Source organism: Pseudomonas sp. S8 (assembly GCF_050473925.1).
Taxonomy (GTDB): Bacteria; Pseudomonadota; Gammaproteobacteria; order Pseudomonadales; family Pseudomonadaceae; genus Aquipseudomonas; species Aquipseudomonas parakoreensis.
On sequence record NZ_JBFDVZ010000016.1, the window covers coordinates 5,775,642 to 5,802,358 of the forward strand.

Here is a 26,717-nt window from a genome sequence, read left to right on the forward strand (position 1 = left end):
CCTGCGGCAGCTCCTACAGGGAGCGTGATTCCGTGTAGGAGCTGCCGAAGGCTGCGATCTTTTGATCTTTCCTGAACTCTCACAAGCGCGGCGCCGGCACTTGGTCGAGCAACTGCTGCAGCACCTGATCGACCTGCAGGCCTTCGATGTCCAGCTCTGGCGCTACTCGCACCCGATGGCGCAGCACCGAGAGCGCGCAACCCTTGATGTCATCAGGGATCACGAACTCGCCGCCACGCAGCAACGCACGGGCGCGGGCGCATCGCACCAGCGCAATCGAGGCTCGCGGGCCAGCGCCGAGGGTCAGGCCGGACCAGGAGCGGGTGCTGCGTGCCAGTCGCACCGCGTAATCCAGCACTTGGTCGTCAATCGGCAGCTCGCTGGCGATGCGCTGCAAAGCCTGCACGTCCTTGGCCTGCAGTACCGTGCGCAGCGGTTGCACATCGAGCATGTCGGCACGGGTCGAGCGGCTGACCTGACGCACCATGTTCAACTCCTGCTCGGCCTCCGGGTAATCCATGCGCACCTTGAGCATGAAACGGTCGAGCTCGGCTTCTGGCAGCGGATAAGTGCCTTCCTGTTCGATCGGGTTTTGCGTGGCGAGCACCATGAACGGCTGGGCGATCGGCAGCGCCCGGCCTTCGAGGGTGACCTGGCGTTCCTGCATGGCTTCGAGCAATGCGGCTTGAGTCTTGGCCGGGGCGCGGTTGATCTCGTCGGCCAGCAGCAGGTGGGTGAACAACGGCCCTTTGCGCAGCTTGAATTGTTCGCTCTGCAGGTCGTAGACCGCGTGGCCGATGACGTCGCTGGGCATCAAGTCCGGGGTGAACTGGATGCGCGCGAACTCGCCGCCGAAGCATTTCGCCAGGGCGCGAACCAGCAGCGTCTTGCCAAGTCCGGGGACGCCTTCGAGCAGCACGTGGCCGCCGGCGATCAACGCGGTCAGCACGTCGTCAATCACGCTGTTCTGGCCGATCAAGGCCTTCTGCAATTCGCCGCGCACCGCTTGCGCCAACTGGCTGGCACGCTGGCGTTGCTGGGCGGCGTGAGTGGCGCTGCCGGGCTCGATCTGTTCACTCATAGCGTGTTCCTCAAGGTTTGCAGGTGGGCCACCTGGCGACTGAAATCAGCGCTGCTCATGCGCTGTTTCGGCACCGGGCTCAGGGCTTGGCTGATGGCGCGGGTCGGCTGTCGGGTCAGGCGCGACAGCACCAGCCATTGCTCAGCCACATTCAACTGGTCGAAGCCGGGATGGCGGCGGCGAGCGCGGCGCAGCACATCCTGTTGCAGGGCTTGCAACAGCGTGTGCTGACCGTTGTGGCGCACGATGAAATCAGCACTGGCGCGCAAGTGTTCCTGCAACTGGCGACGGCCACTCGGGGCAGGTGCCTGCAGTGGCCCTTGGCGCACAGCAACGTGCCACAAGCCGAGGACGATCAGCGCCAGCAGGGCGACGATGGCTTGCGGGAAGTAACGCCAGAGCAAGGTCAGCAGACCATCGTGCGTCGTGCTGTAAATCAGCGTGACGTCGGTGTCGGCGCTCAGGTACCAGAGCAGCCAGGCGTTGTCGTGCTTGCCGATAGCCGGGGTTTTCCACAGTTCGGCATCGGTGACCACCGTGATCGAGCCGACGCCGTAGGGTAATTGCATCATGTGCGTGGCCTTGGCGCTGTTGGCCCAGGCCTGGGCGAGATTCTTCGGGTCGTCCAGATGGAACGCGGTGTCGAAACCGGCGTAGGCCGGCGCGTCCTCGTCTTCGAGGTAGAGTTTGGTCAGGTTCGGGTACGGGTCATCGGCCAGGTCCGCCGGCGGTTCCTTGAGATCCTTGCTCAGCGACTGGTGCAACTGCACCCGGTCCAGCAACAGGTCATCGCTCTGTTTGGCCTGCTTGTCCCACAACGCTTCGGCCACGAACACGATTCGCCCGCCGGCGCGAGCCCAGTTCAACACTTGATCAACCTGACGCGGTGTCATCCGCGAACGCTCGCCAAACAACAGCAGGGTGTGCCGGCGCGGATCAATATCGGGCAGCACCGCCAGCGTTTCGGCATGGCTGACGTTGAGGCCGTGCTCGCGCAAAAACATTTCTGCCGCCAGATAAGGATTGGCTTGCGCCTGGGGCGACGGGCCGTGATCGATCACTTCCTGATAGGGCCGGGCCTTGAGGTACAGATAAACGCTCAACGCGGCGAGCAGGGCGACGATCAGCCCGACGAGCAACCACGCGCTGCGCCGGCTCAAGCGTGCGCTCCATGGTCGAACAAGGCGCGCCAACCGTCACACAGTTCCTGTCGCAGATGGGCCGCCGGCTCGCGGTGCCCATAGGCCATGTTCTGCCAGTGCAGCGTCAGGCTGCGACTGAACGCCAGCAGTTCAGGGCGCTGCAATTGCTCAACCCGCACCAGTACCTGATGCTCGGTGTCGGCGGGTTTCAAGGTCAGGGCAAAATCGTGCAGCAGACGGCTGAGCAATCCGCGATAGAGCAGGCCCAGCGCGGCGCGCGGCTGGGTTTGCCAGAGTTGTTCGGCGCTGGCGGCGATGTCGTCGGGCAGGGATTGCGGGTTCAGGTCAAGGCCGAATGCTTGCTGTGGGGCAGGAGATCGGACGCGGGCGGGCGGCTTCGGCCGACGGCTGACGAAGGTGCGCAGGAATTCGCGGTAGCGCCAGACCAGCCAGCCGATAGCCGCGAGCAACGCGCCCCACAGCAGCACTTCGATCAAGACCGCCAAAGCATTGAAGCGTTGACCGTCGAGCCAGCCGAGCAGGGTTTTCAGCCATTGCGGGGCCTCGCCGGGTTTGCCCTCGGCCGGGGCTGCCGGGTCGTCACCCAAGCGATAGCGCGTCACGCTTTCCTTGTTCTTGAACGGTGGTTGTTCGAGCAGTGCCTTGATGCTGTCGTGCGCAGCCTGACTGGTCAGCGGTTGATTCAGCAGGCGAGGTGCCTGCGGGGCGTTGGACGGCGCATCCGCCCACGCCGGCGGCACTGTCGGCAACCATAGACAGACGGCCAACAGCAGGCCCAGAGCGCTGCCGCTCAGGCGCTGGCGCAAACGGCGGAATACCAGTTCGATGTCCCACGCCTCCAGTACAGTGCGTCGGTTCAGATACAGACTGAAACCGCAGGCGACATACACCGGTTCCCAGACCACCAGTACCAGCGCGTAGAAAGCGTTGGTCAGGTGCTCCAGCCAACGCCAGTGGTGATCGCTGTCGAGGATCAGCGATTGCCAGTCCCAGTCGGTTTCGATCTGCTGCGGCAGGAGCATGTAGAACAGCACCATCAGGCCGATCCACAGCGCGGTCTCCAGGTGCATGCCGATGATCGTCAGCCATTGCGCGGCGCCGGCATTGCGTTGCAGCAACACCTGCAAGCGCTGCTGACGCGCCGTGCCGTCGAGGCCTTCGAGTTGCACCACCGGCAGCAGGAAGCTGCGACTCAGGCTCAGGCGGCGCCAGGTCAGGCTGGCCAGCAGCTGTGGTTTCAACAGCCGCGGAAATTCGCGCAGGGCCTGTTTCAGCGTGGGCGTTTCGCCGAACAGGGCCTTGGACAGGATGTACAGCGGCAGGCGCTCGTACGCCGGTTTCAGCCACCAGAAAATCAATACCGCCAGCGACGGCGAATCCCACAGCAGCAAGGTCAGCACGGCGAACAGCGGCAGGGTGACGATGGCCCAACTGGTCATCAACAGGCGTCGATGCTGCTGGCTCATGAGCACGCCCAGGTCCATGGCTTCCCAGCTGCTGCGCGGGCGGATCGCCACGGTGGCATCACTCAGGCGCATGGCGTGTCCTTCCGGCGAGCAGCAGATAAGCCGCGACTGCGATCCACAGCGCAGCACCGACCGCGTATTTGATCTGCGGCGTGACCCCGGTCTTCGACGACCAGTACGCTTCGATGAACGCCGCGATCAACAGGAACAGCATGACCCCGCACACCAGCAGCACGCTTTTGCGCGCGGCCTCCACCAGCGCTTCGCCGCGCGTCAGCCGCCCGGGCGCAATCACGCTCCAGCCCAGTTTCAGCCCCGCCGCCCCCGCCAGGGCGATGGCCGTCAGCTCGAAGGCGCCGTGGCCGATCACGAATGACCAGAACGTCTGGCCAAAACCGATCTCGGTCAGGTGCCCGGCCACCGCACCGATGACCAGCCCGTTGTAGAACAGGAAAAATGCGCTGCCCACGCCCAGCAGCAAACCGCTGGCGAAGGTCTGGAAGGCGATGCCGATGTTGTTCATCACGTAATAGCCGAACATCACCCAGTCCTCACTGGCCGCCCGCTCGGCCGAGCGCCCGAGGTGCCCGGCCACCGGGTCGTACATGCTCTGCATCTCGCGCACCTGTTCGGCGGGGATCAGGTTGTAGATCAGTTCGGGAAAGGCATACACCAGCAAGGCGAAACCGATCAGGCTGCCGAAAAACACCAGGCCAGCGGCCAGCACGAACGGCCATTCGGCGCGCACCAGCCGGGGGAAGTCAGCGAGGATGAAACCGAGCAGGTTGGCGGCGAAGCGACTGCGGTGCCGATACAGCTGCTGGTGGCCGCGCAACACCAGTTGTTGCAGCGAGTCGATCAGAAAACTGCTGTAGCCGCGCTCCTGCGCCAATGCCAGATGCTGGCAGAGGCGTCGATAAGCCTTGGGGAATCCGGCCACCTGCGAAGTGTCCTTGCCACGTTCGAGGCGTTCCAGAGCCAGCGTGAAACGCTCCCATTCGGCCTTGTGGCGAGCTTCGAAAAGACTTTGCTTCATGTCGGACCCAGCAAGCCGCGTGCGATGCCATTGAGCTCGCTGACCGCTTTGGGTGCCGGGATGTGCAGCGGCTGGGCGAGCAGGGCGGCCAGCTCATTGACCCGCGCCGGCGACAGTTCGGCCTGGCGTTCGGCGAAGGCGAGCAGGGCCCGTTGTTCACCGAGGTTGAGCGGCACGGGCGAGCGGCGCGGCTGGACGTCGGGTAATTGCGGGCGAAGCAGGGCGGGTTCGCGGTAGACCACCAGAGTGCCGGCGGCGATGTCGCCCAGGCGTTTGAAGGTGGGATGTTGCAGGCAACTGATGGCGCCAAAGGCGTAACCGAAGGGCAGCAGATCGACAAAACGCAGCAGGTTGCGCAGCAGCGACGCCGACCAGCCGACCGGTGTGCCGTTGTCGTGAATCACTCGCAGGCCCATCCATTGCTTGCCTGGCGAACGCCCCTGACGCAGCACTTCGAACAGCACCATGTACCACCAGCTGACGGCAAACAGCAGCAACGAACCCAGGCCCATGCCGAGCTGGCCAAGAAACGCCAGCACCAGGAACAGCACGCCGAGGATGGCGCCGCGAATGCCCAGGTCGATGCCGAAGGCGAGGCTGCGCACCAACAGACCGGCCGGGCGCAACGGCAGGTCGATGCCCTCCGGGGTTTCCACTGGATAGCGGGTATCGAGTGGCGGGTTCAGCGGTGCTTTCCGTGGCAGTGCTGTGTTCTCGAGCATGGGCTACCTGATGGGGCCGGATCGGGATACGAGATTTGTCCGATGCTAGCAGCCTCTTGGGGGAAAACCACATAACTATGTATTGCACCGCGTGTGGCGCAGGCTGGCCGAATGACACGGCGCTGGCCGCAATGGCGGTTGAACGCCTAGACTTTGCCGATCTCAAGTTCAGGAACCGCCCGTGACTTCAATCTTCTGGTACGACTACGAAACCACCGGCATCAATCCGCGCAATGACCGTCCGCTGCAGGTCGCCGGGATTCGCACCGACCACGATCTCAATGAAATCGACGAACCGGTCAACCTCTACTGCCAGCCCAGCGAAGACATCCTGCCGCACCCGGCGGCGTGCGCCATTACCGGTATCACCCCGAGCCGTCTCGCCGAACAGGGTTTGAGCGAAGCCGATTTCATGACTCGGGTGCATGCGCAACTGGCGGCACCCGGTACTTGCGGTGCGGGTTACAACACCCTGCGTTTCGACGACGAGATGACCCGCTACAGTCTCTATCGCAATTTCTTCGACCCGTATGCCCGTGAATGGCAGGGCGGCAACAGTCGTTGGGATCTGATCGATGTGGTGCGCGCCGCGTATGCGTTGCGCCCCGACGGTCTGGTCTGGCCGACCGATGACGAAGGCAAGGTCACCCTCAAGCTCGAACGCCTGACGGTCGCCAACAACATCGACCATGGGCATGCTCACGAAGCGCTCTCGGACGTACGTGCCACCATCGCCCTGGCGCGGTTGATCCGCGAGAAACAGCCGAAGTTGTATGACTGGCTGTTCCAACTGCGCAGCAAACAGAAAGTCATGGATCAGATTCGCCTGTTGCAGCCGCTGGTGCACATCTCCGGGCGCTTTTCGGCGGCGCGGCACTATGTTGGTGTGGTATTGCCATTGGCCTGGCATCCGCGCAATCGCAATGCCCTGATCGTCTGTGACTTGCACCTTGACCCGCAAGGTCTGCTCGATCTGGACGCCGAAACGCTGCGTCAGCGCCTGTACACCCGTCGCGATGATCTCGCCGAGGGGGAACTGCCGGTGCCGCTCAAGCTGATTCACATCAACCGTTGTCCGGTGGTGGCGCCGTTGTCGGTATTGCGTGCCGCAGATCAGCAGCGCCTGGACCTGGACATGGCGCTGTATCAGGCGCGTGCGCTGCGGCTAAGTGACGCACAACAAGTTTGGAAAGATAAAGTAACGGCAATTTATGCCAGCGAAGATTTCACCCCGAATGAAGATCCGGAACAGCAGTTGTACGATGGATTTATCGGTGATCGCGATCGGCGCCTGTGCGAGCAAGTGAGGACAGCGGATCCGGCGCAATTAGCGCAAGAGCACTGGCCGTTCGATGATGAACGTCTACCGGAATTACTCTTTCGATATCGCGCACGCAACTTTCCCGATACGTTGAGTTTTGCCGAGCAAGAGCGCTGGAGAATATTCTGCCAGCAGCGTTTGTCCGAGCCGCACATGGGCGCACCTAATACCCTGCAATCTTTTGCCGAAGCCGCGCAGCAATGGGCGCTTAGTGCTACGCCGATGCAGAATCAAGTGCTCAATGAGTGGCAGAATTATGTCCAGGCATTGCGCAAACGTTTGAATCTTTGAAATCGAACATAGTGCGTCGATGAAACATCACGCATAAAAAAACGCCAGCGTATGCTGGCGTTTTTCATGGGTCGCAGAGGCTATCGGCGACCGGCGTTGCGGCTTAGCCCAGCAGGGTAGCCCAGCCTTCAACCACGTCACCGCCCCACTTGGCTTTCCACTCTTTCAGCGTCTTGTGGTTGCCACCTTTGGTTTCGATGACTTCGCCGTTGTGCGGGTTTTTGTATTGTTTAACTTTGCGTGCGCGCTTGGTGCCAGTAGTTTTGACTGCGGCGCCACGGGTGCCTTTGGTTTTCGATTCCGGATCCAGCAGGGCGATGATGTCGCGCAGGGACTTGGAGTATTCGCCCATCAGGGTGCGCAGTTTGCCTTCGAATTCCAGCTCGGCTTGCAATTTGTCGTCTTGCGACAGATTCTTCAAACGGGCTTGCAGCTCTTTGATAGCTTCTTCGGTGGCGCGATATTCGTTGATCAAGGACATGGTAACTACCTTATGCGGATGTGTTGAATGGCAGGGGACAGTGCGGCAATAATAGTCAGGCTGTTTCATCAAGTAAACATTTAAGCGGTTTTTTTATTTGAATTAGTTACGTGAAATAACCGGTAAATTGAATGGTCATCTAAATAATGTGATGCAGTCATCACGAATATTCACAATTATCTGGCCGAACAGCTTCACGAGCACATCATCGCTTTGTCGTACAGTGCGCTCAGGCGCCATGAACCGCGCCTTCTCGGGGCGAGTGCTGATCAATACTGCAGTTTCCGCGCACAGTCGCTAGAATGGCCGCCTTTGCGAAGTTCTGGAGTTTCCCCCTCATGCGCACCTTTCGGTTGGTGATTTCCTGCCCTGACCGCGTTGGCATCGTTGCCAAAGTCAGTAACTTTCTGGCATCCCACAATGGCTGGATCACCGAAGCGAGCCACCATTCGGATAATCAGAACGGCTGGTTCTTCATGCGTCACGAGATCCGCGCCGATTCGCTGCCGTTCGGTATTGAAGTGCTGCGCGAGAAGTTTGCGCCAATCGCCGAAGAGTTCTCGATGGACTGGCGAATCACTGATACCGAGCAGAAGAAACGCGTGGTGCTGATGGCCAGCCGCGAATCCCACTGCCTGGCCGACTTGCTGCACCGCTGGCACAGCGACGAGCTCGATTGCGAAATCTCCTGCGTGATTTCCAACCACAATGACCTGCGCAGCATGGTCGAGTGGCACGGCATTCCTTATTACCATGTCCCGGTCAATCCGCAGGACAAGGAGCCAGCGTTCGCCGAAGTCTCGCGTCTGGTCAAACAGCACGACGCCGAAGTGGTGGTGCTGGCGCGCTACATGCAGATCCTGCCGCCGGCGCTGTGCCGCGAATACGCGCACAAGGTGATCAACATTCACCACAGCTTCCTGCCGTCTTTCGTCGGTGCCAAGCCGTACCATCAGGCGTCGCTGCGCGGCGTGAAGCTGATCGGCGCGACTTGCCACTATGTGACCGAAGAGCTGGACGCCGGTCCGATCATCGAGCAGGACGTAGTGCGCGTCAGCCACAGCGACAGCATTGAAGACATGGTGCGTTTCGGCCGTGACGTCGAGAAGATGGTGTTGGCCCGTGGCCTGCGTTATCACCTCGAAGACCGCGTGCTGGTGCATGGCAACAAGACCGTGGTGTTCTGATCTACCCCACGCGTGCTTGAGTAAAGAAGGGCCTGGGCGTTCAATCATCCCAGGCCCTTTTTTCGTTTCAGCCCTGGAGGAAATGCCGTGAGCGATCCACTGGACAAAGCCACTTCGAAAGCGCCGGCCACATTGGGCGAAGGTTGTCTGAGCCGTTATGACCCGGATGACCTGAGCCCGGAAGACGGCACCGAGTTCCCCGGCGCCGCCGAGTTGTGGGAGCAGATGAAGGAGGCGGACGAACCTAAGAAGCCTGCCTGATCTTCAGCAGCTTCTTGAGCAATGGCCGCCCCAGCATCAACAGAAACACTGGGCCGCCCACCACCAGATAGAAATAGAACGTCACCACCCGCCAGATCAGGATCGCTGCCGCTGCGGTGGATTTGCCGATCATCGGTGCCAGCAGCGCCGCCGAAGTCAGTTCCGCCGCCCCCGCGCCACCGGGCAACAGGCTCATTTGACCAGCCCCCAGCGACAGCATCTGCACCAGAAAACTCCAGGCCCACTGCAGGTCCGCGCCGAGTCCGCGCAGGGCCAGATACAGCACGCTGTAACGCAGCAGCCAGTGCATGCAGGTCAGGGCGAATACCTTGATCAGCGTCTGCCACGGCAACTTGAGGGTGTCGATAAACGCGTCGAGAAAATGCAGCAGCTTGCGCGCCCAGCGCCGACGCGTGGCCGGTTGCACATTGAGGCGGGCAAGCAGGCGTCCGCTCAGAAGGATCAGGCGGCGGTGGTAGCGCGCCAGCAGCACGCAACTGAACAGCCCACCGAACAGCGACACCGCACTGACCATCAGTAACCATTCGAGGCGGTCACTCAGGTGCTGAAACAACGCGTAAATCAGAATCCCGCTCAGGGCGCAGAGAAAGAACAGCAGATCGCTCAACTGATCCATGGCAAACACCGCACTGCCTCGGGCCGGGCGTACGCCGCTGCGCGCCAGCAAGGCCATGATCGTCAGCGGCCCGCCACTGCCGCCGGGCGTGGCGCAGTAGGCGAATTCCGCGGCCATCACCACACCGAGGCTTTTCAGCGGCGTGACCCGATCCCGTTGATCGCCCAGCAGCAAGCGCAGGCGCAGGGTGTTGATGCCCCAGCAGAGCAGAATCATGCCGAACATGATCAGCAGCCAGTGCAGCGGAAAGTTCTGCAACCGCGCGCCGATCTCGCCGCCGCCGAGCAGCACCGGGATCAGTACAGCAGCGAGCAGGCCGATCAACAACACAATGCCGCGACTCATGCAGCGCGCTCCATTCGCTCGCGTTGCTCGGTGAGCCAGTCGATTTTGCTCATGGGCGTGCGTCCTTCTGCCAGCAGCCGTTCAACGGTTCGTAGCCAGTAATCACGCGGGAAGGCGTGGCGCATGTCTACCGGGTGCAAGCCTAGACGAATCACCGGCGCGTCGCGCCATTGCTGTTCGCGTTGGTCGCTGACGAGTTTTGACAGACCCCGGCGCCAGGCACTGCGCGCACTCCAGACCAGGCCCGGGGCGTTGATGGCGGTGAAATCCGGCAATTGATAAAGATGTTGCGGGTCGCTGGTGTAGCTCAATGACGTTTCACGAAGGGCCTGGCGGGTGCCCTCGCTCATCAGCCATGCCGGGGCGACGAAGCCGTGCAACGGCCATTCATTGCGCCGGAACAGTTCGATGCCGGCACGCAGGCGAGCCAGGGCGGCGTCGCGGGACAGGTGATAGAACTCGCCTTCGTGGGTGTAGATCCGGCGCATGAACCAGTCGCGCGGTGTGGTCGGTGCCGGCTCACGGTCGTCATGGAAAAAACCGTGCAAGGCCAGTTCATCGCCACGGGCCACGCGCTCGCCGAGCATTCGGCAAAACACGGGATGATCCTCAAGCGCATCGTGGCCATGGAAATCCGGAACGACCAGCCAGGTCATCGGCACGCCGCCCATTGCGTCGACCGCCTCGACAAATGGCCGATAATCCGCCCACGTCGACGGTGCCACGTCGTGCAGCACCAGCAGCACTGCGCGGTCATTCAAGGAATCAGCCATTGGCCACCCTGGGCAGAGAGTGACCGAGCACCGCGTGGTAATGGCCGAGCAGACTGTCGACCACGCTGTCCCAGGAATAACGCCGTTCGACATGTTGTCGCGCTTGTCGGCCGAGTTTCAGGCAGCCGCGACTGAACAGCTCGCGCACCGCATTGGCCATGGCTTGCGGGTTGTTCGGTGCACAGAGCAAGCCGCAGTCTTCGGCGACGATTTCTTCAAACGCACCGGCCGCCACGGCGACCACCGGAACCCCGCAGGCCATGGCTTCGAGGATCACCAGGCCGAAGGTTTCCTGATCGCCGGCATGGATCAGGGCATCGGCGCTGGCCATCAACCGGGCCACGGTGGGCGCCGGGCAGAAGGAGTCGATCACGCTGACATTGTCCGGCACCACGGCGGGCATCGATGAACCGACCAGCAACAGGTGATAGCGCGGGCCGAGGCGTTGCATGCATTTGAGCAGCACCGGCAGATTTTTCTCTTTGGAGCCGCGTCCGGCAAAAATCAGCAGACGGGTGTCTTCGGCAATTCCCAGTTCGGCGCGCAAGCCCTTGTCGCGGGCGCCAGGATGGAAAGTTTGCAGATCCACCCCCAGCGGCTGCACGAACACGTTGCGCACCCCCAGGCCCCGGAGTTTATCGGCCATCACCTGACTCGGCGCCAGCACCCGGTCGAAGTTGCCGTACAGTTTGCTGACGTAAGCCTCGACATTCGGCGTGACCCAATGGCCCATTCGATTACTCACCAGCAACGGCAGGTCCGAGTGATAAAAGCCGATCACCGGTACATCCAGTTGACGCCGCGCGTCGAGCGCCGCCCAGGCAGTCAGGTACGGGTCGCCGACTTCGATCAGATCCGGTTGCAAGTCCTGCAGGACATTGCGCCACGGCGCAAGACGCACGGGGAAGCGATAACCGTTGCCGAAGGGCAGGGCAGGTGCGGGCACTGTGTAGACGCCATCGTGTTCACCGAAGTGCGCACCGGGGATCAGCAGGCTGTGGCGAATGCCCGGTTTGACGCCCAGCCGGCGGTGCTTAGCGTCCAGGTACGTGCGTACGCCGCCGCTGGCCGGGGCGTAGAACATGGTGATGTCGGCGATATGCACAATGACGAGCCCTCCGCTGTGCTGCTCTCCCTTGGTTGACCTTTATCCAGAATAGATGTTCGGTCGGGAATTGGCGGTGGGTCTCAAGGGTAATAAGATCGCAGCCTGCGGCAGCTCCTACACAGGATGTGTGTTCACCCTGTAGGAGCTGCCGCAGGCTGCGATCTTTTGATCTTAGATGCGGAAACTTCCGACCAACTGCTGCAGCCGCGAAGCCTGCTGCTCCAGATCCGAACAGGCGCGCAAGGTCGCCTGCAGGTTTTCGACGCCTTCCTGGTTCAATGTGTTGATTTCGGTGATGTCGACGTTGATCGACTCGACCACCGCCGTCTGCTCTTCGGTCGCGGTGGCCACCGACTGGTTCATCCCGTCAATCTCGCCGATGCGCTGGGTCACGCTGTTCAGGCGTTCGCCGGCGAGGTTGGCGATTTCCACGCTGTCCTGGCTGTGGCGCTGGCTGTCGCTCATGGTACTCACCGATTCACGGGCGCCGACTTGCAGCTCTTCAATCATGGTCTGCACCTGCTGCGCCGATTCCTGAGTGCGGTGCGCCAGGTTGCGCACTTCGTCGGCGACCACGGCAAAACCACGTCCGGCCTCACCGGCACGCGCCGCTTCGATGGCGGCGTTGAGGGCCAGCAGGTTGGTTTGCTGGGAGATACTGGTGATCACTTCCAGAATCTGCCCGATGTTCACGGTTTTGCTGTTCAGCGACTCGATATTGGTGCTGGAGGCGCTGAGCATGCTCGACAGTTGGTTCATCGCCTTGATGCTGCGATCCACCACTTGCTGGCCGTCTTCGGCGAGGCCGCGGGCGTCGCTGGCCTGGTTCGAGGCTTGTGCGGCATTGCGCGCGATTTCCTGGGCGGCAGCGCCCAGTTGATTGATCGCGGCGGCGACACTGCTGGTGCGCGAGGCTTGCTGGTCGGAGTTGTACATCGACGAGTTGGACGCGGCGACCACGCGCAGCGCGACCTCGTTGACCTGGCCGGTGGCCGACGACACTTCGCGGATCGAGCCGTGGATACGCTCGACGAAGCGGTTGAATGCGGTACCCAGCACGCCGAATTCATCGTTGTTGACGATAGTCAGGCGCTTGGTCAGGTCGCCCTCGCCATCGGCGATGTCTTCCATGGCGCGGGTCATGACGTGCAGCGGCTGAATCAGCAGGCGAATCAGCATGCCCAGCAGCGCAATGATGATCACCACCGCAATCACGGTGGCAATCACCGCCGAGGTGCGGAACTCGCTGAGCATCGAGAAGGCTTTGTCCTTGTCCACCGACAGACCGATGTACCAGTTCACCGACGGCAGGCCTTTGATCGGGGTGAAGCTGACAATGCGGGTCTTGCCGTCGACGGTGATTTCACTGAAGTCGCTGCTGATGCGCGGGGTGTCCTGCGGGTAGGCTTCTTTCAGTGACTTCATCACCAGCGCCTTGTCCGGGTGCACGAGGATTTTGCCGTCGGCGCTGACCAGGAACGCGTAGCCCATGCCGGAGAAGTCCCGGGCGGTGAGGGTGTCGACCAGGGTTTGCAGGCTCAGGTCGCCGCCCACCACGCCGACGCTCTGACCGGCTTTTTTCGAGGCGGTGGCGATGGAGATGATCAACTGTCCGGTGGCGGCGTCGATGTACGGTTCGGTCAGGGTCGAGGCGCTGCTGCTCTCGGCCCCTTTATACCAGGGGCGCACCCGTGGATCGAAGCCGTCCGGCATCTTTACGTCCGGGCGGATGGTGAAGTGACCGGTGGCATCGCCCAGGTACGTGGCCATGAACGTCGAGGTCAGGGATTTCTGTTCCAGCAGGCTGGCGACGTTGGCCGGCTCCGGGTTGATGGCGATGTTCTGCGCGGCGTTCTCGACCAGCAGAATGCGCCCGTTGAGCCAGGTCTGAATGTTGTCGGCGGTGACTTCGCCCATCTCGTTGAGATAGTTGTTCAGGTCATCGCGGATCGCGTTGCGTTGCAGCCAGTCGTTGTACAGCGTGAACGAGGCGAAAGCGGCGATGACGATGAGGGCGGCGGCAAGCAAAATTTTATGGCTGAAGCGCAGGTTTTTGTTCATGGCTTGGGGTTCCGCTAAGGTCTTAATGTCCTGGGCGTGCTTTTATAAAGACGCGCAATATGGGCAAGGGTGAAAAAAACTGATATTTCCGGCTCTCCTTAGGGAAATGTCCGACCGACTTTTCAGTCAGGTTCTCGCCCTTATCTATCGGCCACAGCGGATTAAAGATTAACCATAGGTGACAAAATGCCTGACACATCGCAACTCGTTATCGGCGCCGATCTGGCGGGGCAACCGATTGCTCAGGCCATGCGCCTGGCCAACCGCCACGGGCTGATCGCCGGTGCGACCGGGACCGGCAAGACCGTGACTTTGCAACGTCTTGCCGAAGCGTTCAGTGACGCCGGGGTCGCGGTGTTCGCCGCCGACATCAAGGGCGACCTGTGCGGCCTGGGCGCTGCCGGCAATCCGCAGGGCAAGGTCGCCGAGCGCATCGCCGGGATGCCGTGGCTCGACCACAAGCCGCAGGCCTATCCGGTAACGCTGTGGGACATTCACGGCGAATCCGGTCATCCGTTGCGCACTACCTTGAGTGAAATGGGCCCGCTGCTGATCGGCAGCCTGCTGGAACTGACCGACAGCCAGCAGGCGGCGCTGTACGCGGCATTTAAAGTGGCGGACCGTGAAGGACTGTTGTTGCTGGACCTGAAAGACCTCAAAGCGCTGCTCAACCACCTCAAGGACAACCCGCAACTGTTGGGCGAAGACGCCGCGCTGATGACCACCGGTTCCAGCCAGGCGCTGTTGCGTCGGCTGGCGACCCTGGAGCAGCAAGGCGCTGAGGCCTTGTTCGGCGAGCCAGCACTGCAACTCGAAGACATTCTGCAACCGTGCGCCGATGGCCGTGGGCGCATTCATTTGCTTGATGCCAGCCGTCTGGTACACGAGGCGCCGAAGGTCTACGCGACGTTCCTGTTGTGGCTGCTGGCCGAGTTGTTCGAGCAGTTGCCGGAGCGCGGCGACGCCGACAAACCGCTGCTGGCGCTGTTCTTCGATGAAGCGCATTTGCTGTTCGGCGATACGCCCAAGGCTCTGCAAGAGCGTCTGGAACAGGTGGTGCGGCTGATCCGCTCGAAAGGTGTCGGCGTGTATTTCGTCACCCAGTCGCCGGGGGATTTGCCGGATAACGTGCTGGCGCAGCTTGGCCTGCGCATCCAGCACGGCTTGCGTGCGTTTACCGCCAAGGAACAGAAATCCCTGCGGGCGGTGGCCGATGGCTTCCGGCCGAATCCGGCGTTCGATACGTTGTCGGTATTGACCGAACTGGGCATCGGCGAAGCACTGGTCGGGACGCTGCAGGAAAAGGGCACGCCGGAAATGGTCCAGCGGGTGCTGGTGGCGCCGCCGCAGTCGCGGATCGGGCCGCTGAGCGAGACCGAACGCACTATGCTGATCGCAGGGTCACCATTCAAGGGTCGATATGACAAGCCGATCGATCGTGAATCGGCGTATGAAATCCTGATGGGCCGCAAGGATCTGGCGCCGGAGGCAGAAGTGCCGACCGGTAAGGCCGCGCCTGAAGAACCGAGCCTGGCCGACCGTGCCGGGGAATTCCTGGGGACGGCGGCGGGGCAGGCGCTGAAGTCAGCGATGCGTCAGGCGGCGAACAATCTCGGCAAACAACTGGTGCGCGGGCTGATGGGGTCGTTGCTCGGCGGCAGCAAACGCCGCTAAAGGCAAAGATCGCAGCCTGCGGCAGATCCTGCAGGGGAACGCATTCCCAATGTAGGAGCTGCCGCAGGCTGCGATCCTTTGATCTTGCCTTCAGCTTTTGTCTTTAGCGTGCGCCGCCAGACGCTCAAGCGCTGCACGCAGGCCAGGATCGCTGATCCCGTCGGCCGTTGATTGAATCGTCTGCGCTGCATCCGTCGACAGATCCATTGAGTGTCCGCCTGGCCGATGCTGGACCAGCGGCGGTTTCACGCGGAACAGGATGCGCGTCAGGTTGGCGAATTCTTCGAACAGCTGCAGTTGGCGTTGCAGGCGTTTTTGCTGGTAACGCAGGCGCGTCGCCCAGTGCCCGTCGGTCACCACCAGCGTCAATTGGCCTTCACGCCACTTGGCCACATGGCAATGTGTGCGGGCGGCCGGTTGCAGCTGGCTTTCAAGCAGGCGTTGCAGATGAGCGAGGCGTTGGGCATGACCGAGAATGGCTTTGAGCGGCTTGGCTTCGCGTAGCAGAACGGCGGGCGCTCTGGCTGTAAGAGGGCGAAATGCCATGATCGAACACCTGAAGTAACAGAAGCGCCATGTTAGCAGAAAGCAACGGAACCACTCGCCCATTGCTTTTGTCCCTGCTTTACCCATTAAATCAACAACTAACTTCTTGCCTTGATGGGTTGAAGTTGAGCAAAACGCCCTTATTTTAAGTGAGCCCCGTCAAAGCGCAGTGCCAGCATCGTGGAATATCGCCACTTTCCTCACCACCGTTTCCGGGTAGAATGCTCGTTCGCATGCGGCCATGAGGGCTGCACGGGCGACTCACGGGGCCGCCCTCCATCCCTTTAGTGTGGAAGATCCTGCCGATATGTTTGCGCCTTTGTTAAAGAAACTTTTTGGAAGCAAGAACGAGCGTGAAGTCAAACGCATGCTCAAGACGGTGCAGCTCGTCAATGCCTTCGAAGAGCAAATGGTGGCCCTTTCGGACGATCAATTGCGTGCCAAGACCAACGAGTTCAAGGCCCGTATCGCCAAAGGGGAATCCCTCGACAAGCTGTTGCCTGAAGCCTTCGCGGTCGCCCGTGAAGCCGGCAAGCGCGTCATGGGCATGCGCCACTTCGACGTCCAGTTGATCGGCGGCATGACCTTGCATGAAGGCATGATTGCCGAAATGCGTACCGGTGAGGGTAAAACCCTCGTGGCCACCCTGGGCGTTTACCTCAACGCGCTGTCCGGCAAGGGCGTGCACGTTGTGACCGTGAACGACTACCTGGCCCGCCGCGACGCCAACTGGATGCGTCCGCTGTATGAATTCCTCGGCCTGACCGTCGGCGTCGTGACGCCGTTCCAGCCGCCGGAAGAGAAGCGCGCCGCCTACGCTGCCGACATCACCTACGGCACCAACAACGAATTCGGTTTCGACTACCTGCGCGACAACATGGCGTTCAGCATGGAAGAGAAATTCCAGCGCGAACTCAATTTTGCCGTGATCGACGAAGTCGACTCCATCCTCATCGACGAAGCCCGTACCCCGCTGATCATTTCCGGTCAGGCCGAGGACAGTTCCAAGCTGTACATGGAGATCAACAAACTGATCCCGCAGCTTGAACTGCATGTCGAAGAAGTCGAAGGCCAGGTCACCAAGGCCGGTCACTACACCATCGACGAGAAGACCCGTCAGGTCGAACTCAACGAAGCCGGTCACCAGTACATCGAAGAAATGCTCACCGGCGTCGGCCTGCTGGCCGAAGGCGAGAGCCTGTATTCGGCGCATAACCTGGGCCTGCTGACCCACGTTTATTCGGGTCTGCGTGCGCACAAGCTGTTCCACCGCAACGTCGAATACATCGTGCAGGACGGTCAGGTCGTACTGGTCGACGAACACACCGGTCGTACCATGCCGGGTCGTCGTCTGTCCGAAGGCCTGCACCAGGCCATCGAAGCCAAGGAAGGTTTGAATATCCAGGCCGAGAGCCAGACCCTGGCCTCGACCACGTTCCAGAACTACTTCCGTCTGTACACCAAGCTGTCCGGCATGACCGGTACCGCCGACACCGAAGCGTTCGAATTCCACCAGATCTACGGCCTGCAGGTCATGGTGATTCCGCCGAACAAGCCGTTGGCGCGTAAAGACTACAACGACCTGGTGTTCCTGACCGCCGAAGAGAAATACGCGGCGATCATCAACGACATCAAGGAAGGCATGGCCCAGGGCCGTCCGATCCTGGTGGGTACCGCGACCATCGAAACCTCCGAGCACGTGTCCAGCCTGCTCAACAAGGAAGGTATCGAGCACAAGGTACTGAACGCCAAGTTCCACGAAAAAGAAGCCGAGATCATCGCGCAAGCCGGTCGTCCGGGCGCCCTGACCATCGCCACCAACATGGCCGGTCGTGGTACCGACATCCTGTTGGGCGGTAACTGGGAAGTGGAAGTCGCGGCGCTGGAAAACCCGAGTCCTGAGCAGATCGCCCAGATCAAGGCCGACTGGCAGAAACGTCACCAGCAAGTGCTGGAGTCCGGCGGTCTGCAGGTGATCGCCTCCGAGCGTCACGAATCCCGTCGTATCGACAACCAACTGCGTGGCCGTGCCGGCCGTCAGGGCGATGCCGGTTCCAGCCGCTTCTACCTGTCGCTGGAAGACAGCCTGATGCGCATCTTCGCCTCTGACCGGGTGAAGAACTTCATGAAAGCCCTGGGCATGCAGCCGGGCGAAGCGATCGAGCACCGCATGGTGACCAACGCGATCGAAAAGGCGCAGCGCAAGGTGGAAGGTCGCAACTTCGACATCCGTAAACAACTGCTCGAGTTCGACGACGTCAACAACGAACAGCGTAAAGTGATCTATCACATGCGTAACACGTTGCTGGCCGCCGACAACATCGGTGAAACCATCGCCGACTTCCGTCAGGACGTGCTCAACGCCACCGTCAGCGCACACATTCCGCCGCAATCGTTGCCAGAGCAGTGGGACGTGGCCGGTCTGGAAGCGTCGATTGCCAGCGACTTCGGGGTGAAACTGCCGATCCAGCAATGGCTCGACGAAGACGATCACCTGTACGAAGAGACCCTGCGCGAGAAGCTGATGGTCGAGCTGATGGCGGCGTACAACGAGAAAGAAGATCAGGCCGGTGCCGAAGCACTGCGCTCGTTCGAGAAACAAATCGTTCTGCGCGTCCTCGACGACCTGTGGAAAGACCACCTGTCGACCATGGATCACCTGCGTCACGGCATTCACCTGCGTGGCTACGCCCAGAAGAACCCGAAGCAGGAATACAAGCGCGAGTCGTTCACGCTGTTCTCCGAGCTGCTGGATTCGATCAAGCGCGACTCGATCCGTGTGCTGTCGCACGTTCAGGTGCGCCGCGAAGATCCGGAAGCCGAAGAACAACGCCTGCGTGAGGAAGCCGAAGCACTGGCCGCGCGCATGCAGTTCGAACACGCCGAGGCCCCTGGTCTGGAGCAGCCGGAAGTGTTGGGTGAAGAGGTCGATGTAGCCCTCGCCACAGCGCCGGTTCGCAACGAGCAGAAGCTGGGTCGCAACGAACTGTGCTACTGCGGTTCGGGCAAGAAATTCAAGCATTGCCACGGGCAGATCCAGTAACTCCCGTTTCAATCGCTGAAATACCCGCGCCGCGACCGGCTCCTGCCGTCGCGGCGTTTTGCCATTTACACCACCGCCATCACTCTGAGCGGTGCTGACATCATTGAGTAAGGAGCGCATTCATGGCTGTTGGTCTTGGTCCTTTGCCAACGTTGCACCCGGTTGCCGGTTTTGAACTCGGTATCGCTTCGGCCGGCATCAAGCGCCCCGGGCGCAAGGATGTGGTAGTGATGCGCTGTGCCGAAGGCTCGACCGTGGCCGGGGTGTTCACGCTGAACGCCTTTTGCGCCGCGCCGGTGATCCTGGCGAAAAAGCGTGTGCAGAACGACGTGCGTTATCTGCTGACCAACACCGGCAACGCCAACGCCGGCACCGGTGAACCGGGCCTGGCGGCTGCCGAGCGCACCACGGCGAAACTGGCCGAACTGACCGGTGTCGATGCCAGCCAGATCCTGCCGTATTCCACCGGTGTGATCGGTGAGCCGCTGCCGGTCGAGAAGATCGAAGGCGCGCTGCAAGCGGCGCTGGATGATCTGTCGGAAAACAACTGGGAAGCGGCCGCCACCGGCATCATGACCACCGACACCCTGCCCAAGGGCGCCAGCCGCCAGTTCCAGCATGATGGCGTGACCATCACCGTTACCGGCATCAGCAAAGGCGCCGGCATGATTCGCCCGAACATGGCGACCATGCTCGGCTACATCGCCACCGACGCCAAAGTTTCCCGCGATGTGCTGCACAACCTGATGCTAGACGGTGCGAACAAGTCGTTCAACCGCATCACCATCGACGGCGACACCTCGACCAACGACTGCTGCATGCTGATTGCCACCGGCAAGGCTGCCCTCCCGGAAATCACCCGTGCCGAAGGCGAGCTGTTCGCCAAGCTCAAGCAGGCGGTATTCGAAGTGTGCATGGACGTGGCCCAGGCCATCGTGCGTGACGGCGAAGGCGCAACCAAGTTCGTCACCGTTGAAGTCAATGGCGGCGGCAATCATCAGGAATGCCTGGATGTCGGTTACACCGTGGCCCACTCGCCGCTGATCAAGACCGCACTGTTTGCTTCCGACCCGAACTGGGGCCGTATTCTGGCGGCTGTCGGCCGTGCCGGCGTGCCGAACCTGGATGTGAGCAAGATCGACGTGTTCCTCGGCAACGTGTGCATCGCCAGCCGTGGCGCGCGCGCAGCGACCTACACTGAAGCGCAGGGTTCGGCGGTGATGCAGCAGGAAGAGATCACCATCCGTATCGAACTGGGTCGCGGCGACTGCAGCGAAACCATCTGGACCACCGACCTGTCGCATGAGTACGTGAAGATCAACGCCGAGTACCGCACCTGATCCAAAGGGTGAGGGTGGGCTGCCGGCCTCTTCGCGGGCAAGCCCGCTCCCACAGGGTTCTGTGGTGTACACGAGATTTGTGCACGACCGAAACTACTGTGGGAGCGGGCTTGCCCGCGAAAGCGTCGGTCCAGTCACTACAAGTCTTGAAGCTTTCCACTGACGAAAAGGCGCCACACCATGTCCTTGCACCTGATCATCGGCGACAAACTGCTTTCCTCCTGGTCTTTGCGCGCCGCCCTGGCGTTGGAACTGACCGGCGCCCCTTACAGCGAAGAACTGATCAAGCTCGGCAAGCCCGACACCCGCGAGCGGCTGCTCAAGCATTCGCCGACCGCCAAGGTGCCGTTGCTGCAAACCTCTCGCGGCACCATCGCCGACTCCCTGGCGATTGTCGAATACCTGGCCGAACAGTTCCCGGCCGAACAGCTCTGGCCGAGCGATGTTCACGCTCGCGCTCAGGCCCGTTCTGCGTGCGCGCAGATGCACAGTGGCTTTTTCGCCATGCGCAATCACATGCCGTTCAACCTGAGCCACGACGCACCGCTCAACCCGGTGCCGCCAGAGGTGAAGGTCGATATCGAACGCATGCTCGCGCTGTGGGCTGAATGCCGTGCTGCCGCCACGGAGCCTGGGCCGTATCTGTTTGGCCGGGTGAGCCTGGCTGACGCGTTCTTCGCGCCGATTGCCGTGCGTCTGCGAACTTACCAGGTGCCGTTACCGGCGGTTGATCAAGCCTATGTTGAAACCGTCTACCAATGGCCCGCCTTCAAGGCATGGCAAAAGGCTGGACTGGAGGAGTTGAATCCGTGAAACGCGTACATGTCGCCGCTGCCGTCATTCGTGACGACAGTGGCAAGATCCTGATCGCCCGCCGTGCCGATACCCAGCATCAGGGAGGTCTGTGGGAATTTCCCGGTGGCAAGGTCGAGGCTGATGAATCCGTCGAAAGCGCCTTGGCGCGCGAGCTGCACGAAGAGCTGGGCATTGTCGTTGGCGCTGCTCGTCCGCTGATCAAGGTTCGCCACGATTACCCGGACAAGCAGGTGTTGCTGGATGTCTGGGAAGTGTCGCAGTTCAGCGGTGAGCCGCACGGTGCCGAAGGTCAGCCACTGGCCTGGGTCAGCGCCAAGGATCTGCTGAACTACGAATTCCCGGCCGCCAACCAGCCGATTGTCGCCGCCGCGCGTTTGCCCGGCGAATACTTGATCACCCCGGAAGATCTGGAAGCCCCGGCCCTGCTGCGCGGCATTCAGAAGGCAATTGCCGGCGGGATCAAACTGATTCAGCTGCGCGCACCGAACGGCTATGACCCCAAGTATCGAGACCTGGCGGTGGATGCAGTCGGCCTGTGTGCTGGCAAGGCGCAGTTGATGATCAAGGGGCCGTTCGAATGGCTCGGTGATTTCCCGTCGGCCGGTTGGCACATTACCGCCGCGCAACTGCGCAAATACGCCGAAGCGGGGCGCCCGTTGCCGGCGGAGCGCTGGCTCGCGGCTTCGTGCCATAACGCTGAGGAGCTGGCGCTGGCCGAGCAGATGGGCGTGGATTTCGTCACGCTGTCGCCGGTACAGCCGACCCTGACCCATCCGGATGCGCAGCCGTTGGGCTGGGAGCAAGCGTCGATGTTGATCGAGGGTTTCAGCAAGCCGGTGTTCTTGCTCGGCGGCGTTGGTCCGGCGGAGCGCGAGAAGGCTTGGGGTGTTGGCGCTCAGGGTGTAGCGGGGATTCGCGCATTCTGGCCGCAAGCTTGATTATGTGCTGAGGCCACTGGCCTCATCGCTGGCAAGCCAGCTCCCACAGGTATTGGATGCACCGCAAATGCGGAGAACGACACAAAACCTTGTGGGAGCTGGCTTGCCAGCGATGGCGGCCGATCAAACACTACGTTCCTGAAGGCTTCGCCGCCGGCTGCCACAGAATCTCTGCAATCCCCTGCCGCCGCGCAATCAACCTTGCGGCCACAAACAGCAAATCCGACAACCGATTGATGTACGCCAACCCCACCCCGGCCAACGGCTCAATCGCATTCAAATGCTGACAGCGCCGCTCGGCACTGCGCGCCAGGCTGCGGCATACATGAGCCTGGGCGATCAGCATCGAACCGCCGGGCAGAATGAAATTCTCCAGCGGCCCCAATTCTTCGTTCCACACATCAATCGCTGCTTCCAGGCGTTCGATTTCCGCCGTGTTCAGCGCCTGATAGGCCGGCATCGCCAGCTCACCGCCCAGATCGAACAAACGATGCTGGCAAGGCGCGAGCACCTCGATCAGTTCATTCAGATCGGGGAACGCCTCGCGCTCGGCGATCAGCCCGGCCAGCAGCACACCGACCTGACTGTTCAGTGTGTCGACTTCGCCAATGGCTTCGATGCGCGGGTGATCCTTGGGCACGCGGCGGCCATCGCCCAGGCCGGTTTCACCCTTGTCGCCGGTGCGGGTGTAGATCTTCGACAAGCGAAAGCCCATGGGTTACCTCGTTAGTTGATTGGTTTCGGCGGGGATGGCTGCCGGTTGTGTCAGCGGCAGACGCAGGGTGAAACAGGTGCCCTGACCCGGCGCCGATTGCACTTCCATCTGGCCTTTATGGTTGTTGGTAATGATGAAGTACGACACCGACAGCCCCAGCCCCGTGCCCTGGCCGATTTCCTTGGTGGTGAAAAAGGGCTCGAAGGTGCGTTTGCGCACGCTCTCGCTCATGCCGATGCCGTTGTCTTCGACCTGAATCTCGGCCCATGGCGGATTGAGTCGGGTGCGCAGGATGATCCGCCCGGGCTCGCTGTCATCGTCGCGCTGATGAATGGCTTGCGCAGCGTTTTTCAGCAGGTTGAGCAGCACCTGCTCCAGTTCGTTGGCGGTGCCTGGCACCGGGCCGAGCGCCGGGTCGAACTGGCGGATAATCGCCTGACCCTTGAAGTCGAAACCGATCGCCAGATCGAAGTCGTTGCCGGCAATTTCCACCGCTTGATCGATCAACGCGGGCAGATCGCACGGGGCCATTTGCCGGGTGCTGCGCCGGCTGAAACTGAGCATGTGGGTGACGATTTTTGCCGCGCGGGCGCCGGCCTGCTGGATGCCGTCGAGCAGTTTCGGCACTTCGCGGCTTTGCAGGTAACGGTTGACCGTGTCCAGTTCGATGCCGAGCTGTTCAGCGGTTTCGAGGTTCTTCGGCAGATCCGCCGACAGCCGCCGGCGAATGTTCTGTACGTTGTGCAGGATCGCGCCGAGCGGATTGTTGATCTCATGGGCCATGCCGGCGGCGAGGCCACCGACCGAAAGCATTTTTTCCGATTGCACCATCATTTCTTCCAGCGACAGGCGTTGGGTGATGTCGTCGATGCGGATCACCACGCCGCGCCCGGCACCGCCCATCAGTGGGTAGAAGGTCAGGGCGTAATGCTTGGGCTCGTCGTCCTTGAACCAGGTCACCCGCTCGATCTTCGCCACCGTGTGTTCTTCCACGGTCTGCTTGAGTTGCGGCAGAAACGGCTTGAGCGGTTCGAAGGCGAGGAAGATCGGCTGGTTCAACGCTTCATCCAGGCGCGTGCCGGAGAGGGCGCTGGCCTCCTGGTTCCACTGCGTCACGTAGAGCTGTTCGTCGAGGGCGATCAGCGCCGAGGGCATGGAGTCGATGATGCTGTTGAGGTAGTTCTGGAAGCCGGTGAGCTTCTTCTCGATCTTGCTGCGAACCTGGACTTCCAGTTCCAGCTTGCGGTTGGTGTGACGGGTTTCTTCGGCCAGCCCCTGAGCCTGATCGTAGGCGGCCTGCGAGTCATCGCGGGCGCGCTTGAGCTGCTGCTCGCGGGCTTCGATGCGCGAGAGCATGGTGTTGAACGCCTCGGCGAGGCTGCCGATTTCGTCGTGATTGCCGCGCGAGGCGCGCAGGGCGTAGTTCTCTTCGCGAGTGACTTGGCGCGAGAGCTCCTCCAGCTCATGGATCGGGCGGGTGATCAGGCGTTTGATCTGCCGCGCGATTACCAGCCATAGCAGCACGCTGAAAATCAGGATGCCGAGGCTGGCAGTCAGGGTGCCGGTGTAAAACGCCATCGGCAGTTCACTGCTGGCCACCAGCAGCAGATGACCCGGTGCAGTGCCCGGGCGAGGCAAGGTGATCAATTGGTTGCTGCGAAACTCGGTGAGTTGCCAGGCTTCGATGTGTCGATAGTGTTCCGGCAGATTGAGCTTGTCGCCACGCTGCACCTGAGCGAGACGGTCACCTTTGCCGTCATACAGCGCTGCCGCGCGCAGCGGCGAATAACTGTCGAGTTCCTTGAGCAGGCGTTCGGCGCTTTGTGGCGATTCCAGAGCTTGCGCGACCAGGCTCGGGTTGGAGATCAGCCGGCCGATGGTCTGCAGCGCCTGTGGCGCCATGCTTTCCTGGGAGATGTAATAGGCGGCGCTGATAAAGGTCAGGTTGGCGACCAGCAGAACGGTGGTCAACAACACCAGCAGGGCGGCCAGCAGTTTCTGGCCGACCGGCAGGTTTTCAAGGCGCTGGCGCAATGGCATCAGGTTTATCGCAGCAGAGGAACAAGTGGGCAGCGTAGCCGCTGCTCAGTCGCTGGGCAATCCAAGGCTGCGCAGATGCTCGACCAGACGCTGCTGCAATTGCTTGAGGTGCGGCAGGTTCAGTTGATGACGGGTGGCGACTTTGCAGGCGTGGCCCAGCAAGTAGCTGATTTCGGTGCGGCGCTGGTTCGCCACGTCCTGATACATCGACGAGTAGTTGGCCGCCGTGGCGTGGATTACTCGTTCGACTTCCTGTTGCAGATTGAGCGCGGCTGCCGGTTGACCGCAACGCTCCAGCAACTCGGCCAGTTCCGCGCACAGCGTGGCGACTTCGCATTGATGCTGCTCCAGTCCGCCGTTACGGCAATCGTGAAGCACGGTCAAAGGATTGATCGCACAATTGAGCGCCAGCTTGCGCCACAGCCGGGTGAGGATGTCGGTGCTCCATTCGTGGGGGATGTTCGCCGCTTGCAGGTCGTCCAGCCAGATCGGCGCCACCGGATGACCGGCATCGCCCAGCCAGGTGAAACCGTGCCCGGCAAACACCACGCACCAGTCGCCGTCGCGGAACGCGCCTTCGGTGCTGGAGGCGCTAATGCAGCGTGCCTGCGGAACCACCGCTGCGACCGCGTCCTGACTGCCGAGGCCGTTCTGCAGCAGGATCAGCTCGGCATCTGCGCTCAGGCGCGGGGCGAGGCGGGCGACCGCGCTTTCGGCATCATAGGCTTTGCAGGCGACGAGCAGGCGGCGGATCGGCTCCGGGTCATCCGCCGTTTGCGCGGGGACGGCGTAGGTGGTGGCTGCGCCGTGCTCGACCAGGGTCAGCCCGCCGGCCGCCTGATAGCTGCGCAAACGCTCGGCATCACGCACGATCAGCCGTACCGGCAGACCCGCGCGGGCCAGACGCGTGGCCCAGAGGGTGCCGAGGCTCCCGGCGCCGAGAACGTGCCAGGGGGTGGACATCAGTTTTTCACTCGGTAAGGTACTGGCATGCAAGGCTCGCCGTGTTGGTGGGAAAAGACCCGTTATAATGAGCCGGATTTTAACCGCAAGCCAAGCGCGCTCCCTCCTGATCGAGCGCGCCTTTTTATTGGAGAGACTACATGCCGTCGTTCGACGTGGTATCCGAACTGGACAAACACGAGCTGACCAACGCGGTCGAGAACGCCGTGAAGGAACTCGATCGTCGTTATGACCTGAAAGGCAAAGGCAGCTTCGAGTTCAAGGAAAAGGACCTGACCGTCAACCTCACCGCTGAAGCCGGGTTCCAGCTGGAAGCGATGATCGAGATCCTGAAGCTGGCCCTGACCAAGCGCAAGATCGATGTGCAGTGCCTTGAAGTCAAAGACGCTTATGCCTCGGGCAAGCTGATGAAGCAGGACGCGATCCTCAAGGAAGGCATCGACAAGGAGCTGGCGAAGAAAATCGTCGCTCACATCAAGGATGCCAAGCTCAAGGTGCAGGCCGCGATTCAGGGCGAACAGGTGCGTGTGACCGGCAAGAAACGCGATGACCTGCAGGAAGCCATCGCGGCCCTGCGTGCCAAGGAATTCGGCATGCCGCTGCAGTTCAACAACTTCCGCGACTAAGCTCGGTCAGATGATCTGTGGGAGCGAGCTTGCTCGCGAAAGCTGTATGTCATTCAGCCATGAGTTGACTGACACATCGCCTT

At 61.5% G+C, this 26,717-nt stretch carries 23 protein-coding genes and 1 pseudogene; 9 read left to right on the plus strand and 15 right to left on the minus strand.

All coding sequences use genetic code 11. The features are described 5' to 3' along the window. Nucleotides 1-79: 79 nt before the first annotated feature. From AB1J88_RS27205 to AB1J88_RS27225, 5 genes are read right to left on the minus strand one after another with little or no spacing between them, the layout of a single operon-like run. Nucleotides 80-1,081, minus strand: coding sequence for an AAA family ATPase (locus tag AB1J88_RS27205; RefSeq protein WP_430292410.1), 1,002 nt, complete (start codon nucleotides 1,079-1,081; stop codon nucleotides 80-82). Further along, nucleotides 1,078-2,241, minus strand: a complete 1,164-nt coding sequence (locus AB1J88_RS27210; protein WP_430292411.1) for a DUF4350 domain-containing protein — start codon at nucleotides 2,239-2,241, stop codon at nucleotides 1,078-1,080. Before AB1J88_RS27210 ends, AB1J88_RS27205 begins: the two co-directional genes overlap by 4 nt. After that, entirely contained in the window at nucleotides 2,238-3,782 is a 1,545-nt protein-coding gene (locus AB1J88_RS27215) for a DUF4129 domain-containing protein (protein WP_430292412.1), read from the minus strand. The genes AB1J88_RS27210 and AB1J88_RS27215 overlap by 4 nt, the downstream gene beginning before the upstream one ends. After that, nucleotides 3,769-4,746 (minus strand): stage II sporulation protein M, encoded by a 978-nt coding sequence (locus AB1J88_RS27220; RefSeq protein ID WP_430292414.1) that lies wholly within the window; start codon nucleotides 4,744-4,746, stop codon nucleotides 3,769-3,771. The genes AB1J88_RS27215 and AB1J88_RS27220 overlap by 14 nt, the downstream gene beginning before the upstream one ends. Further along, entirely contained in the window at nucleotides 4,743-5,468 is a 726-nt protein-coding gene (locus tag AB1J88_RS27225) for an RDD family protein (protein ID WP_430292415.1), read from the minus strand. The genes AB1J88_RS27220 and AB1J88_RS27225 overlap by 4 nt, the downstream gene beginning before the upstream one ends. Before the next feature lie 181 nt (nucleotides 5,469-5,649). Between AB1J88_RS27225 and sbcB the strand changes: the two genes are divergently transcribed. Next, nucleotides 5,650-7,080, plus strand: coding sequence for an exodeoxyribonuclease I (gene sbcB, locus AB1J88_RS27230; RefSeq protein ID WP_430292416.1), 1,431 nt, complete (start codon nucleotides 5,650-5,652; stop codon nucleotides 7,078-7,080). Between the two features lie 103 nt (nucleotides 7,081-7,183). Here the strand turns inward: sbcB and mvaT are convergent, their stop codons facing one another. Next, nucleotides 7,184-7,561 (minus strand): histone-like nucleoid-structuring protein MvaT, encoded by a 378-nt coding sequence (mvaT, locus tag AB1J88_RS27235; RefSeq protein ID WP_003227581.1) that lies wholly within the window; start codon nucleotides 7,559-7,561, stop codon nucleotides 7,184-7,186. Between the two features lie 338 nt (nucleotides 7,562-7,899). Between mvaT and purU the strand changes: the two genes are divergently transcribed. Both purU and AB1J88_RS27245 read left to right on the plus strand, forming a co-directional pair. After that, the gene (gene purU, locus AB1J88_RS27240; protein WP_003227580.1) at nucleotides 7,900-8,748 is read left to right on the plus strand and encodes a formyltetrahydrofolate deformylase; all 849 of its coding nucleotides are present in this window, start codon (nucleotides 7,900-7,902) and stop codon (nucleotides 8,746-8,748) included. Nucleotides 8,749-8,835: 87 nt separating this feature from the next. Beyond that, entirely contained in the window at nucleotides 8,836-9,009 is a 174-nt protein-coding gene (locus tag AB1J88_RS27245) for a hypothetical protein (protein ID WP_430292418.1), read from the plus strand. On the opposite strand, the gene AB1J88_RS27250 is transcribed toward AB1J88_RS27245, so the two are convergent. The 5 genes and pseudogenes from AB1J88_RS27250 to AB1J88_RS27270 all read right to left on the minus strand — a co-directional run. After that, a complete protein-coding gene (locus tag AB1J88_RS27250) occupies nucleotides 8,993-9,991 on the minus strand; it encodes a lysylphosphatidylglycerol synthase transmembrane domain-containing protein (RefSeq protein ID WP_430292420.1) in 999 nt (332 codons plus the stop codon). The two genes, AB1J88_RS27245 and AB1J88_RS27250, sit on opposite strands and share 17 nt — an antisense overlap. Next, on the minus strand, nucleotides 9,988-10,764 hold the full coding sequence (locus tag AB1J88_RS27255) for a DUF2334 domain-containing protein (protein ID WP_430292421.1): 777 nt from the start codon (nucleotides 10,762-10,764) through the stop codon (nucleotides 9,988-9,990). Before AB1J88_RS27255 ends, AB1J88_RS27250 begins: the two co-directional genes overlap by 4 nt. After that, nucleotides 10,757-11,869 (minus strand): glycosyltransferase family 4 protein, encoded by a 1,113-nt coding sequence (locus tag AB1J88_RS27260; protein ID WP_430292423.1) that lies wholly within the window; start codon nucleotides 11,867-11,869, stop codon nucleotides 10,757-10,759. Before AB1J88_RS27260 ends, AB1J88_RS27255 begins: the two co-directional genes overlap by 8 nt. Before the next feature lie 174 nt (nucleotides 11,870-12,043). Continuing rightward, a complete protein-coding gene (locus AB1J88_RS27265) occupies nucleotides 12,044-12,808 on the minus strand; it encodes a methyl-accepting chemotaxis protein (protein ID WP_371260380.1) in 765 nt (254 codons plus the stop codon). 93 nt (nucleotides 12,809-12,901) lie between these two features. Beyond that, nucleotides 12,902-13,933: pseudogene (locus AB1J88_RS27270) on the minus strand (HAMP domain-containing protein); the annotation flags it as partial. 186 nt (nucleotides 13,934-14,119) lie between these two features. Here AB1J88_RS27270 and AB1J88_RS27275 point away from each other — a divergent pair. Next, entirely contained in the window at nucleotides 14,120-15,607 is a 1,488-nt protein-coding gene (locus tag AB1J88_RS27275; protein WP_430292425.1) for a helicase HerA-like domain-containing protein, read from the plus strand. A 90-nt stretch (nucleotides 15,608-15,697) separates the two neighbouring features. Here the strand turns inward: AB1J88_RS27275 and AB1J88_RS27280 are convergent, their stop codons facing one another. After that, on the minus strand, nucleotides 15,698-16,153 hold the full coding sequence (locus AB1J88_RS27280) for a DUF721 domain-containing protein (protein ID WP_430292427.1): 456 nt from the start codon (nucleotides 16,151-16,153) through the stop codon (nucleotides 15,698-15,700). Nucleotides 16,154-16,460: 307 nt separating this feature from the next. On the opposite strand from AB1J88_RS27280, the gene secA reads away from it, so the two are divergent. The 4 genes from secA to AB1J88_RS27300 all read left to right on the plus strand — a co-directional run bounded on the left by secA (nucleotide 16,461) and on the right by AB1J88_RS27300 (nucleotide 22,290). Continuing rightward, complete coding sequence (secA, locus tag AB1J88_RS27285; RefSeq protein ID WP_041068523.1) at nucleotides 16,461-19,196, plus strand: preprotein translocase subunit SecA; 2,736 nt, start codon at nucleotides 16,461-16,463, stop codon at nucleotides 19,194-19,196. Between the two features lie 122 nt (nucleotides 19,197-19,318). Further along, nucleotides 19,319-20,536, plus strand: a complete 1,218-nt coding sequence (gene argJ / locus AB1J88_RS27290) for a bifunctional glutamate N-acetyltransferase/amino-acid acetyltransferase ArgJ (RefSeq protein ID WP_430292429.1) — start codon at nucleotides 19,319-19,321, stop codon at nucleotides 20,534-20,536. A gap of 180 nt (nucleotides 20,537-20,716) precedes the next feature. Beyond that, a complete protein-coding gene (locus tag AB1J88_RS27295) occupies nucleotides 20,717-21,349 on the plus strand; it encodes a glutathione S-transferase family protein (protein ID WP_430292430.1) in 633 nt (210 codons plus the stop codon). Further along, nucleotides 21,346-22,290, plus strand: coding sequence for a Nudix family hydrolase (locus AB1J88_RS27300; protein WP_086791862.1), 945 nt, complete (start codon nucleotides 21,346-21,348; stop codon nucleotides 22,288-22,290). Before AB1J88_RS27295 ends, AB1J88_RS27300 begins: the two co-directional genes overlap by 4 nt. A gap of 130 nt (nucleotides 22,291-22,420) precedes the next feature. On the opposite strand, the gene AB1J88_RS27305 is transcribed toward AB1J88_RS27300, so the two are convergent. From AB1J88_RS27305 to AB1J88_RS27315, 3 genes are read right to left on the minus strand one after another with little or no spacing between them, the layout of a single operon-like run. Continuing rightward, nucleotides 22,421-23,005: a cob(I)yrinic acid a,c-diamide adenosyltransferase gene (locus AB1J88_RS27305; protein ID WP_222018554.1), complete on the minus strand. Its 585-nt coding sequence runs from the start codon at nucleotides 23,003-23,005 to the stop codon at nucleotides 22,421-22,423. Nucleotides 23,006-23,008: 3 nt separating this feature from the next. Then, complete coding sequence (locus AB1J88_RS27310) at nucleotides 23,009-25,045, minus strand: sensor histidine kinase (RefSeq protein ID WP_430292432.1); 2,037 nt, start codon at nucleotides 25,043-25,045, stop codon at nucleotides 23,009-23,011. A 45-nt stretch (nucleotides 25,046-25,090) separates the two neighbouring features. After that, the gene (locus AB1J88_RS27315; RefSeq protein ID WP_430292433.1) at nucleotides 25,091-26,008 is read right to left on the minus strand and encodes a putative 2-dehydropantoate 2-reductase; all 918 of its coding nucleotides are present in this window, start codon (nucleotides 26,006-26,008) and stop codon (nucleotides 25,091-25,093) included. Nucleotides 26,009-26,148: 140 nt separating this feature from the next. Between AB1J88_RS27315 and AB1J88_RS27320 the strand changes: the two genes are divergently transcribed. After that, complete coding sequence (locus AB1J88_RS27320) at nucleotides 26,149-26,634, plus strand: YajQ family cyclic di-GMP-binding protein (protein WP_003227548.1); 486 nt, start codon at nucleotides 26,149-26,151, stop codon at nucleotides 26,632-26,634. Nucleotides 26,635-26,717 lie beyond the last annotated feature (83 nt).